General features: G+C 52.7%; 1 rRNA gene. It reads left to right on the forward strand.

What is annotated here, in order from left to right:
- A 23S ribosomal RNA gene (locus NLX73_RS24840) occupies nucleotides 1–659 on the forward strand; the annotation flags it as partial.

Consider the following 659-nt stretch of genomic DNA (forward strand, 5'->3'; position numbering starts at 1 on the left):
AGAATCGTGGAGGTAGAGCACTGATTGGGTGCGGGGCCCGCAAGGGTTACCAAGCTCAGTCAAACTCCGAATGCCATAGATTTAGTTCCGGGAGTCAGACAGTGAGTGCTAAGATCCATTGTCGAAAGGGAAACAGCCCAGACCATCAGCTAAGGTCCCCAAGTGTGTGTTAAGTGGGAAAGGATGTGGAGTTGCACAGACAACCAGGATGTTGGCTTAGAAGCAGCCACCATTGAAAGAGTGCGTAATAGCTCACTGGTCGAGTGACTCTGCGCCGAAAATGTAACGGGGCTAAACACACCACCGAAGCTATGGCTTGATGCTTGCATCAGGGGTAGGGGAGCGTTGAATGCGGGTTGAAGGTGTACCGTAAGGAGCGCTGGACTGCATTCAAGTGAGAATGCCGGTATGAGTAACGAAAAGATCTGTGAGAATCAGATCCGCCGAAAGCCTAAGGGTTCCTGAGGAAGGTTCGTCCGCTCAGGGTAAGTCGGGACCTAAGGCGAGGCCGATAGGCGTAGTCGAAGGACAACAGGTCGAAATTCCTGTACCACCGTAATCCGTTATGAGCGATGGGGTGACGCAGTAGGGTAGTGACGCGGACTGATGGATGTCCGTCTAAGCAGTGAGGCTGATGTGTAGGCAAATCCGCACATCGT

The sequence above is a fragment of the Paenibacillus sp. CH40 genome, from assembly GCF_024213605.1.
Taxonomy (GTDB): Bacteria; Bacillota; Bacilli; order Paenibacillales; family Paenibacillaceae; genus Paenibacillus; species Paenibacillus polymyxa_B.